The organism is Aliihoeflea aestuarii (assembly GCF_024105665.1).
GTDB classification, from domain to species: Bacteria; Pseudomonadota; Alphaproteobacteria; order Rhizobiales; family Rhizobiaceae; genus Aliihoeflea; species Aliihoeflea aestuarii.
Genome location: NZ_JAAAMK010000002.1, coordinates 659,493 through 669,447, shown reverse-complemented (window position 1 = coordinate 669,447; position 9,955 = coordinate 659,493). Strand labels below are relative to the sequence as shown.

The following is a 9,955-nucleotide window of genomic DNA, read 5'->3' as shown; positions in this document are numbered from 1 at the left end:
GGCCACGAAGCGTAGACGTTCTTCCATCACCGAACACTCCATCCACGGCATCAACACCTCCCGGCAAAGCCGAAAAGTGTTACCCATGTGTCCGGTACAAAACGTCACCTATGTCTCGGGTCGTTCTCGACAAACCCGTAGCGCCCGCTGCGGGTTTTTTTGCTTTGTGCGGAAATTGTAAGGATTCCACCCAGATCGCCTGACCAGCCATTGAACTGTCATCCAGTGCCGCTTAGAGCCTCGGTCGTTTCTGTTACGCCGTAAGGTGCGGGTTGAGCAACCGGTGGAGACGCGAAGCCCACATCGAGCGAAGCGTCGGAGCCGGTTGCGATGAGTATCTCGGCGAAGGGCGCCGGGGTCTGGTAGCCGAGCGAGGAATGCGGCCTCGCGGTGTTGAAATCTTCCTTCCATTCGGCGATGGCGCTGCGCGCATGGTCGATGCCGAAGAACAGGCTCTCGTTTAGCAGCTCGTCACGCATGCGGCCGTTGAAGGATTCGACATAGCCATTCTGCATCGGCTTTCCGGGCGCGATGTCGTGCCAGTCCACACGGTGATCCTTCGACCAGGCGAGGATGGCGTTCAAGGTGAACTCGGTGCCGTGGTCGGAAACGATCATGTCTGGCTTGCCGCGACGGCTGATCAGATCAGTCAGCTCACGTGCGACCCGACGACCGGAGATCGATGTGTCCGGATCGCGGCCAGGCACTCGCGCGTCACGTCATCGACAGTATTGAGCACGCGAAAGCGCCGCCCGCAGGCGAACTGGTCGTGCACGAAGTCCAGCGACCAGCGTGCGTTCGGTCTCGCCTCAACCAGGATCGGCGCTCGTGTGCCCACCGCTCGTCGTCGCGCCCGGCGCTTGCAAACCGTCGGCTCTTCTTGCCGGTATATGCGATTGATGCCGTATGGCTCGCCTTCCCGCCGCGGCAGGGTGAACAGTCGCCGATAGCCGAAGCGCCGACGCTCATTGGCGAGGTCCCGTAGTCGGCCGCGCAGTTCGGTCTCCGGCGGACGGCAGGACTGGTAGCGGACCATCTTGCGATCGGCACCGACGAAGGAACAGGACCGACGCTCCGACAGGCCCATCACGGCCTGAAGATGCGCGACGGCTTCGCGCTTGGCGGCGGGCCCTACCATTTTTTGACAGAAGCTCGCGAAAAGCTGAGGCTTCCAGCATCTGGTCGGCGAGCAGCTTCTTGAGCTTTGCATTCTCGTCCTCCAGAGCCTTCAGGCGCTCGGCGTCGGACACGCCATCCCGCCATACTTCGCCTTCCAGTTATACAGGGTCGCCTCGCTCACCTCGTGCTTGCGGGCCAGATCGGTCGCCTTCGCACCCGCCTCGTGCTCGCGCAGAACCCCGATGATCTGCTCTTCCGTAAACCGCTTCCGCTTCATCTGTCCGTCCTTCAATCGAGGCCGGACTCTAACTCCAGATGGAGGAAAAACTCAGTGGCAGGTCAAGGCCGATGAACGGCTCTCACCGTTCCGCTGCTTCCGCCGCCGCAGAAAAAGCGATCGCGGCCATCGGATTCGAGCCCTGAAACGCCGGTTCCGGGTGGCATATTCAGCCGCTCGAGCACGTCGCCCGTCTTGGGATCTATTCGCCGGAGATCACTTTCGCGATCGTCCCAGGTGCCATGCCAAAGCTCGCCATCGACCCAGGTCACTCCTGTGACAAATCGGTCGGATTCGATCGTGCGTAACACCGCTCCCGTCTCGGCATCGACCTGATGGATCTTGCGGCCGCGGTGCTGGCCGACCCAGAGTGACCCCTCCGCCCAGGCCAGCCCTGAGTCCCCGCCATTCCCAGGTGCGGGTATGGTGGCGATTACCTCGCCGGTCTTGGGGTCGATTTTGCAGATTTTGGCGCCGGCGATCTGATACAGATGCGTGCCGTCGAATGCGGTCCCTGCATCGGCGGCAATGTCGAGCGATCTCATGACATTTCCGCTTTCGGGATCGAGAGCATTCAGCCTGTCGCCTGTTGCGAACCAGACCTGCTGGCCGTCGAACGTAACACCGTGCACGTCATCGACATCGGGAAAGGGCCCGTACTCACGGATAATCTCAGCAGCCGAATGTTTCATGTCTTTATTCTAGACAGGTAATTCCACGGCCGGAAGTAACAAGCTTGTCGGGAATCTCGGCACGCTCGACGCGATCCAAAGGCAGGCCCGCCCCCGCCCGAAAGACTCGACCTTGTTTTCAAGGGCAAGCTCTTCGAGTGCCCGTTGTACAGTACGCGTGCTCACGCCCAGCGCCAGCGCCAATGCAGAACTCGACCAGGCTTGACCGTCAGCGAGCAAAGCGAACACTTTGGCATGGTCGCCTTCGACAGGTGGCACCAGCACGGCAACGTCACGCGCGGCGTGAGGCTTCAGAACAAAGCCTCGCCTGGTTGCGACGAGCGCCGCCAGCGGCCCGATCACCTCGCGCAGCCGGGCGATTTCGACACGCAGCCTCGCGCGGTGCGACTCGTCGGCATGCTGTGCCCGGAAAGCGCGCTTGAGCAGCACCTCGCGCGGCACATCCACCGGCCATGCCTCTGCAAGAGCACGGATGAGATTGAGAAGTACGGCACGAGTGGTGAGCGGAATGATGGCTGTTCCCGCACGCACGACGTTCCGGCAGGCATCCACAATAAGCGTATCCGAGGCCAAGAGCGCTTCAACCTCCTCAAGATGGAACAATCGCTCAGTGCCTTGCGCGATGAGACGGGCGACCGGTGCTTCGAACGCTCGCATTGCTTGATCCGCCTCGGCCGTGAGCGCTGGAATGCGTGCCATTTCTGCCACTTTCCAGGCCCGCTCCAGAGCGGCTCTGGCCGGCCCGGTCCTGATGCGCCGTATGGCTATGCCCGCCATGACCAACTCGTACCCGACCTGCGAAGGTCGCGGCAGAATGCCGACATCGACCTCACCGAGCACCGCTTCGGCTTCATTGAGACGACCTATCAGGAGAAGGAGCCTGGCTTCGAGATAGCCGGCATGTGCGGCATTCATTTGGTCATCGCACGCCGCAAGCGTCGTCCGCGCCGCCTTGAGCATCTGCAAAGACCAACCCAGATCACGCGAAACGAGTGCTATCTCGGCTTCGGCAACGACACAGCGCGCATGGGGCGCGGGGTTTTTCGGGCCAAATGCGCGTGCCGCGCTGCGCAGCAGTTCCCTGGCGCGCGCGAAGTCGCCGAGTTGGGCCATCGCGATGCCGCGCATCGCCAGCGCGGGAGCGTCATTGCGCAACGCGATCCTTTTCAGCGCCGCAAGCGGGTCGCCGGCCGAGAGTGCGCGCGCCGCGGCGGCAATCAGGACGTCCATCGCAATCCCGTCACACTTGTAACTCCCACCCGTCCATCCGCACGAGATAGTGTTTTCGTATCACAATCGTTGAACCGTATTCGACGGAGGATCGGACATGACGAGGTTTGCAGCAACAGGGACCGGCGACGCGTCGCTCAAGCCGATGGCCGATATGACCGGCCGACTTGGGTTTGCTGCGACCCCGACATTCGCCCTGATGGCCGGGGTTTCGGCCGCCAGCGCACCGGGCATGTCAATGTGTTCCGTCGCTTCGCCATTGGTGCCGATCAACGACATGGCCCTGATGTATTTACTGATGAGCGTATTTCATCTGTCGCCGTGGCTGCATCTGCTTTCTCAACGGTTCGCAGCGCCCATCACCCAAACTGAAGGAGACTGACAATGCAACACAATGTCGTTTCACGCGATGACTGGTTGGCCACCCGCCGGGACCTCCTGAAGGCGGAGAAGGATTTGACCCGTCTTCGAGACAAGGTCACCCGGCAGCGTCTCGCACTCCCATGGGTGCGGATCGACAAGGAATACACCTTCGATACGCCAGATGGCCCGCGCACGCTGGCCGATCTATTCGACGGGCGATCGCAGCTTCTGGTGCAGCATTTCATGTTCGGGCCGGGATGGAAACAGGGCTGTCCGAGCTGCTCCTACATGGCCGACCACACCGACGGCATGAACCTGCATCTGGCCAATCACGACGTCACCATGGTTGCCGTCTCGCGCGCGCCACTTGCCGAGATCGAGCGCTTTCGCCATCGCATGGGCTGGAAGTTCCCGTGGGTATCCTCGAACGGCAGCCCGTTCAATTATGATTTCCGGGTCAGTTTCACACCCGAGCAGGTTGCCAGTGGACACATCGACTACAATTTCGGTGAATGGCAGGAGACTGGCGAAGAATGGCCCGGCGTCAGCGCATTCTTCAAGGACGAGGCTGGCGACGTCTTCCACACTTACTCCACCTTCGGCCGCGGTGTGGAAGTGATGATGGGCACCTACGCCATGCTCGATCTCACGCCAAAAGGCCGCAACGAAGTGGGGGGAATGGAGTGGGTGCGCCACCATGACCGCTACGTGTAGCTGCCAGCGTGAAGCTGTGGGATCGACGGTCACCAAACGAGAAAACAGCGGAGTTGGATCCTGGCGGCGGTTTGAAAGTTTGCCTTAGTCACCGTGGATCGCTAGCCCGGCCTCGCGCCGACTGGTCGCAATAATCGGCGCAACCCGAGCATTCGATATGAATCGCGACCGTAAGGTTTCACCTTACGCCCGGAAAGCGCGCACACTCGCCAGATCACGGGCAAAATGAACGGTTGTTCCTTTAGCATCAGATGGTTGAGCAATTGCAAAACGAGAGGTGTCGGGCTGCTGTTCAGCACAGGACGGATGTTGCCTTCGGCAGCGTCATAAAATAATAACATATGAGAATTTCGTATATACTAATATTGAATTTTTGAATATAAATGAAAATCTGAATGATGACTTATTAATATTATTGAAAATTTCATGTGATTGAAACTTTCCGACTCTCCGTTTCGTTCTTGGCACTGTCACTGTCGCGTATCGAATGCGTGACATACCACCAACCACGAAGGAGAAATACATATGTCCATTCTCAATCAGCTTCTGGGTAATGGTAGCCAGCAGTCGGCCTCCTCGGACTCGTCATCGTTTGATGGTTCGATCGGTACGGCTCCTGGCCTGTCTCTCGGTACGGGTGACATTTTGAGCTTCTCGAGCGCCGACGCCTCGTCTGCAGGTGATGGTGGCCCGGAAAGCGCCAGCGCAACCGACTTCACCGGTATCGGTGGGCTCGGCGTTGGCTTCGGCGCACCAACCCTGATCGGGTTCAGCGGCGACAATTCGTCCGAGAATGCGTCTGCTTCTGCCGGTGGCAGCGGCGGCGGTCTTCTCGGCGGCCTGCTCTAACAGCGGGCTGAGAAATGGGAACGGGGCTTCGGCCCCGTTCTTTTTATTTCAGAACCATCGGTAGAAGTTTTGGCAGTATCAACTGAATTGAAGCAGGCACTCCGCGCCCTCTATCCGCAATTCGCGATGGCGGGTTTGTTCAGTGGTGTCATCAACCTGCTTTACCTCAGTTCGCCGCTCTACCTCATGCAGATCTACAATCGCGTCCTCGTCAGCGAGAACATCACGACGCTGCTGCTTCTGACGCTTGTGCTTCTTCTTGCCCTGATCACAATGGGCATTCTCGACAGCATGCGGGCGAAACTTCTGATCCGTACCGGTTTCCAGCTTGATGAAGCCGTTTCAGCGCGTGTCTTCCGCGCATTGATGGTCAAGTCCGCACAACAGGGTTTTTCGCGCGGCGCGCACGAGATGCGCCAGCTCGATCAGTTCCGCTCGTTCATCACCGGACCCGGCGTGCATTTCGCGTTCGATCTGCCGTGGATACCGGTCTACCTCCTCCTGTTATTCCTGATCGATCCTGTTCTCGGCATAATCGCCACCGTCGGCGCGATCGGGCTGTTCGGTCTGGCACTTATGAACGAGCGCTTTACGCGTCCGTCTCTGAGCGAAGCCGAAGACGCCGGGAACCGCTCTTACGGCTTTACCGAAAATCTGCTGCGGCACGCCGACGTTGTCGTCGCGATGGGCATGCAGCCCGCGATCGAGAATCGCTGGAGCATCAATCGCGACACGATGCTGACGCGGCAGGCATTCGCCAGCGACCGCAATGCGGTCATCTCCGCCGGCATTCGGTTCGCACGGCTCGTCCTTCAGGCACTCATGCTTGGGACCGGTGCGCTTCTCGTCATCAACGGCACGATCCTTCCCGCGACGATCTTTGCGGCCAGCATCATCATGGGACGCGCGCTGGTTCCGGTGGAGCAGGGCGTGGGAGCCTGGAAACAGTTTTCCGAGGCGCGCAACGCATTCGACCATGTCAGCACGCTTCTGGCCGATGTGCCGCACAGCAATGTCGAGACGATCATTCCGAAGGCGGGGAACGCGCTCAATGCCGAGGGCGTCAGCTACCGTTTTCCCGGTGCGAAAAAGCTCGTCCTGCGCGATGTGAAGTTCAGCATCCCCGCTGGGTGCGCAGTCGGGATCGTCGGTCCGAGCGGCTCGGGCAAGAGTACGCTTTCGCGCCTTCTGGTCGGTGCGATCCGGCCGGATAACGGTACCATCAAGTATGGCGACATCGACCTGAACAAGTGGGACAACTCCGCCTTTGGCCGCCAGATGGGTTATCTGCCGCAGGACGTCGGCCTTTTCGCAGGAACCGTACGCGAGAACATAGCACGGTTCGGCGAACCGCCGATCGAACAGATAGTCGGCGCGGCCCGCGTCGCCGGCATCCACGACATGATCATGGATTTGCCGAAGCAGTACGATACCGAGCTTGGACCCGGCGGTGTAGGTCTGTCGGGCGGCCAGCGCCAACGGCTCGGCCTTGCCCGCGCGCTTCTCGGCGCGCCTTCGCTTCTCATCCTCGACGAGCCGAATGCCAATCTCGACGCCGCCGGCGAAGAGGGGCTTCGCGGCGCGCTTGTCGCCCTCAAGGAACATGGATCGACGATCGTCGTCGTGACGCACCGTCCGACCGTTCTGGATGTCATGGACCGGCTCATCTTCATGCGCGAAGGCACGGTCGAAACCATGGGTAAGCCGGACGAAGTATACGCCTATATCAAGACGAACGTCGCCGAGGCGACCGTTCCCCGAACGGCGGCATAGGGATGGAAAAGATGTTGCCCCCTACTCAAACGCGCTCGATCTATTCCGATCCCTGGCGGCCCGCTCGCTGGGGCGTCGCCGCAATCGTCGGCTTCGTCGTCCTGCTTGCCTTGTGGGGAAGCGCCGCACCGCTTGCCGGGGCCGTGATCGCCAACGGTTCATTCGAGGTCGAAGGCCGCAGGCAAAGCGTTCAGCATCCGTATGGCGGCGTCGTGACTGAATTGCTGGTGACGGAAGGACAAACCGTCGAACGCGGCGATGTTCTGGTGCGGCTTTCGCCTTCCGAGCCACAGGCGCAATACGATGTCTTGCAGGGATCGAACGACGCGTTGCGCGCCCGCCGCGCGCGGCTGATCGCCGAGCGGCAGGGTGACGTTACGCCGACTTTCCCCGACGATCTGAACGAGAGAGGCGATGCCGGCCGCCAGCTCATCGAGAATGAATTGTCGCTTTTCGAAGCCAGAAGCCGCCAGCATGCCGCCAATGTTGACCTCGTTGAGCAGCGGATGGCGCAGTTGCGCGAACAGGCTGAAGGGATCGAAACGCAGATCGACGGGCTGGATCGCCAGGCGGCATCGCTTGAAGAGGAAACGGTCGGCGCACGCCGTCTTCTGGACGAGGGTTTCGCACCGCGCAGCCGCGTCGTCGAGTTGGAGCGGTCGATCGATGAGGTGCGCACGCAGGCCGGTGTGAGACGGTCCGAACTGATGGGCGTCCAGGAATCGATCAGCGAAGCGCGGCTCGAAATCGCTCGTCTCGAGCAGGAGCGCCTGAGCGAGGTGACCGAGCAATTGCAGCAGACCGACACCGCATTGGCCGATAACCGTCCCAAACTCGAAGCGGCCGGTGATATTCTGGCGCGCTCGCAAATCCGCGCGCCCGCTTCCGGCCGTGTGGTCGGATTGTCCGTTTTCACCGAGGGCGGCGTGATCGAGGCTGGAACGCGTCTGATGGATGTCGTGCCGAGTGGCACGCCGCTTTTCGTCGAGGCGCAATTGCGGCTGATCGACATCGGCGATGTCGAAGCAGGACAGATTGCCGACGTGCGACTGGTCGGTATGCCGCGCGATGTTCGTCCCAAGCTTAGCGCGACGATCCGCAACATCTCGCCCGACAGTCTGAACGATCAGGCTACGGGCGAGCAATACTACGCGCTGCAACTCGCGCTCGAGGCGGATGAAGTGGCGTCGGCGGGCATGGAGTTGCAGCCGGGCATGCCGGTTCAGGTCGTCATCGAAACAAGGCCGCGCACGCTCGTTGGCTACCTGACCAGTCCGTTGCTTGATGAAGTCAGCGGAGCATTCCGTGAACGCTAAAACCTTGCAAGGTTCAATTTCGGGAGATGTGCCATGACAGATCGAAAAACCAAGACGGCGGCCGTTCGGGATCGAAGCGACGCGGCACGTCAGCAAAACGTCCAGGCCCAGATCGGTGGCAAAATTGCCGAGATGGCGACGTTGACGGCGGCCGCAAGCGGTCTTGCCCTCGGCGCGATCGATATGGCGCGCGCCGATGACGACCTATTGGCGAACAACGTCTTTGCGCGGCTCTTGCGAGATGATCCGGACGAACAGATGCCACTAAAAGAAGCGCGGCAAAGCGAGGTCGAAACGCAAGTTGCGGCCGATCAGGTTGCGGAACCGCAAGGCGTCACACTTCCTGTCGCAGCGATCGATGTCCCTCCCCAAAACGTCGATGTTGAGAGTGCACCTCTCATTGATGCAGCAGAGATGGATATGGCCGTCGTTGCGCGTCACGTCGAGGATGCGCAAACCGTCCCGCGGGCTCAGGATACCGCGGTTCTTGCCGATCCGGAGCCGGCAATGCCGAACTCGGCCACGCTCACTGAAAAGCTGACCGAAGGCATGGCGACGCAGATTTCATCAAGTCTCGATCGCATCGTCGACGGCATTTCCAGTGGTACGCTCGAACCCGGTTTCGCGCAGAACCTCGCTGGCGAGATCGTTGCAAATGTTCGATCCATACTCGACGAGGCACTGCCAGCAACGACCGATCTTGCATCGTCCATTCGCGCCGACGTTGCCGAGACGCTCGGAAGAATTGGCGGCGATGCCGGGACACTGGTCGCGTCTTCCGCAGATATGATCGATCAGTTGACCGGCCGCGTCGATGACGCATTGGCCGATGCCGGCCTGATCTCATCCGACGGCGGAGCATTGAGCGGACCCGGTTCGGCAATCAGTGATTTGGCGTCGTTACCGGCTTCGATACTTGGCGGGAGCGACGGGACGCAGGGCGCGCTTGGAAAGCTGTTCTATGATGATGGCGATGCGTCTCAGGCCCTTGAAAGCCCGGCAGGTTCAGCAATGGACATCGCTGCGGCAGCGGCCTCGACGGTGCTCGATACCGTACCTCTCGATCTCGGGTTTATCGGTCAGTCGGGTCTTGGCGACCTTGCGGCCGTCACGGGCTTTTCGGGAAATTCGAACCCCTTGCATCTCGTTTGATCGAAAACGACGTTCGATCCTCAATTTTAGGCCCCGGCGGCAGACGTTGCCTGCGGCACGCCCGCAGCCATGCCGAAGAACTCATGCGTCACGCCATCAAAAAGACGGTGTTCAACGTCGACGCCCGCCTCGGTCAGCGCGGCAGCGAGTGCCTCGCCTTGGCTCGTCAGCGGATCGATTTCGGCGGCGACGATGGTCACGAGCGGAAGGTCCGACAGATTGGCGGCAAGAAGGCTGATCCGCGTATCCTCGGCATTTTCCATACCATTGAGCACGTTTTCGACGAACCATTTCATGTCGGCCTTGCCGAGCGGCAGGGCTTCCGCGTTTTCGCTATAGGACGCGGTCTCCATATCATTGCCCGCAACCGGGTAGACGGACAGGACAGCGAGCGGCTGGAAGAACAAGCTCCAGTCGACCCTCGCCAACATAACCCCTGCCGGCATGCTGCCGAACAGCACCGGAAAATG

General features: G+C 60.5%; 9 protein-coding genes and 1 pseudogene. 6 read left to right on the top strand and 4 right to left on the bottom strand.

Annotated features, from left to right (window positions below; genetic code table 11):
• Positions 1 to 218: 218 nt before the first annotated feature.
• The 3 genes and pseudogenes from GTW25_RS07620 to GTW25_RS07610 all read right to left on the bottom strand — a co-directional run bounded on the left by GTW25_RS07620 (position 219) and on the right by GTW25_RS07610 (position 3,318).
• A pseudogene (locus GTW25_RS07620) lies at positions 219 to 1,396 on the bottom strand (IS3 family transposase).
• Between the two features lie 62 nt (positions 1,397 to 1,458).
• Positions 1,459 to 2,088: a Vgb family protein gene (locus GTW25_RS07615; protein WP_252911393.1), complete on the bottom strand. Its 630-nt coding sequence runs from the start codon at positions 2,086 to 2,088 to the stop codon at positions 1,459 to 1,461.
• Positions 2,089 to 2,097: 9 nt separating this feature from the next.
• Entirely contained in the window at positions 2,098 to 3,318 is a 1,221-nt protein-coding gene (locus tag GTW25_RS07610; RefSeq protein WP_252911391.1) for a helix-turn-helix domain-containing protein, read from the bottom strand.
• Positions 3,319 to 3,415: 97 nt separating this feature from the next.
• Between GTW25_RS07610 and GTW25_RS07605 the strand changes: the two genes are divergently transcribed.
• The 6 genes from GTW25_RS07605 to GTW25_RS07580 all read left to right on the top strand — a co-directional run bounded on the left by GTW25_RS07605 (position 3,416) and on the right by GTW25_RS07580 (position 9,485).
• Complete coding sequence (locus tag GTW25_RS07605) at positions 3,416 to 3,700, top strand: hypothetical protein (RefSeq protein WP_252911390.1); 285 nt, start codon at positions 3,416 to 3,418, stop codon at positions 3,698 to 3,700.
• A gap of 2 nt (positions 3,701 to 3,702) precedes the next feature.
• On the top strand, positions 3,703 to 4,395 hold the full coding sequence (locus GTW25_RS07600; RefSeq protein ID WP_252911387.1) for a DUF899 domain-containing protein: 693 nt from the start codon (positions 3,703 to 3,705) through the stop codon (positions 4,393 to 4,395).
• A 525-nt stretch (positions 4,396 to 4,920) separates the two neighbouring features.
• Positions 4,921 to 5,244 (top strand): hypothetical protein, encoded by a 324-nt coding sequence (locus GTW25_RS07595; protein ID WP_252911385.1) that lies wholly within the window; start codon positions 4,921 to 4,923, stop codon positions 5,242 to 5,244.
• 87 nt (positions 5,245 to 5,331) lie between these two features.
• Positions 5,332 to 7,017, top strand: coding sequence for a type I secretion system permease/ATPase (locus GTW25_RS07590; RefSeq protein WP_252911383.1), 1,686 nt, complete (start codon positions 5,332 to 5,334; stop codon positions 7,015 to 7,017).
• A gap of 11 nt (positions 7,018 to 7,028) precedes the next feature.
• Complete coding sequence (locus GTW25_RS07585) at positions 7,029 to 8,333, top strand: HlyD family type I secretion periplasmic adaptor subunit (protein WP_252911382.1); 1,305 nt, start codon at positions 7,029 to 7,031, stop codon at positions 8,331 to 8,333.
• Positions 8,334 to 8,366: 33 nt separating this feature from the next.
• Positions 8,367 to 9,485 (top strand): hypothetical protein, encoded by a 1,119-nt coding sequence (locus GTW25_RS07580; protein ID WP_252911380.1) that lies wholly within the window; start codon positions 8,367 to 8,369, stop codon positions 9,483 to 9,485.
• 26 nt (positions 9,486 to 9,511) lie between these two features.
• Here GTW25_RS07580 and GTW25_RS07575 read toward each other — a convergent pair whose 3' ends face one another.
• Complete coding sequence (locus GTW25_RS07575) at positions 9,512 to 9,916, bottom strand: alpha/beta hydrolase fold domain-containing protein (RefSeq protein ID WP_252911379.1); 405 nt, start codon at positions 9,914 to 9,916, stop codon at positions 9,512 to 9,514.
• Positions 9,917 to 9,955 lie beyond the last annotated feature (39 nt).

Bases quoted from the DNA above. Each gene is read 5' to 3' on its own strand.
- GTW25_RS07615 (WP_252911393.1), bottom strand. From the start codon at position 2,088: ATGAAACATTCGGCTGCTGAGATTATCCGTGAGTACGGGCCCTTTCCC.
- GTW25_RS07610 (WP_252911391.1), bottom strand. From the start codon at position 3,318: ATGGACGTCCTGATTGCCGCCGCGGCGCGCGCACTCTCGGCCGGCGAC.
- GTW25_RS07605 (WP_252911390.1), top strand. From the start codon at position 3,416: ATGACGAGGTTTGCAGCAACAGGGACCGGCGACGCGTCGCTCAAGCCG.
- GTW25_RS07600 (WP_252911387.1), top strand. From the start codon at position 3,703: ATGCAACACAATGTCGTTTCACGCGATGACTGGTTGGCCACCCGCCGG.
- GTW25_RS07595 (WP_252911385.1), top strand. From the start codon at position 4,921: ATGTCCATTCTCAATCAGCTTCTGGGTAATGGTAGCCAGCAGTCGGCC.
- GTW25_RS07585 (WP_252911382.1), top strand. From the start codon at position 7,029: ATGTTGCCCCCTACTCAAACGCGCTCGATCTATTCCGATCCCTGGCGG.
- GTW25_RS07580 (WP_252911380.1), top strand. From the start codon at position 8,367: ATGACAGATCGAAAAACCAAGACGGCGGCCGTTCGGGATCGAAGCGAC.
- GTW25_RS07575 (WP_252911379.1), bottom strand. From the start codon at position 9,916: ATGTTGGCGAGGGTCGACTGGAGCTTGTTCTTCCAGCCGCTCGCTGTC.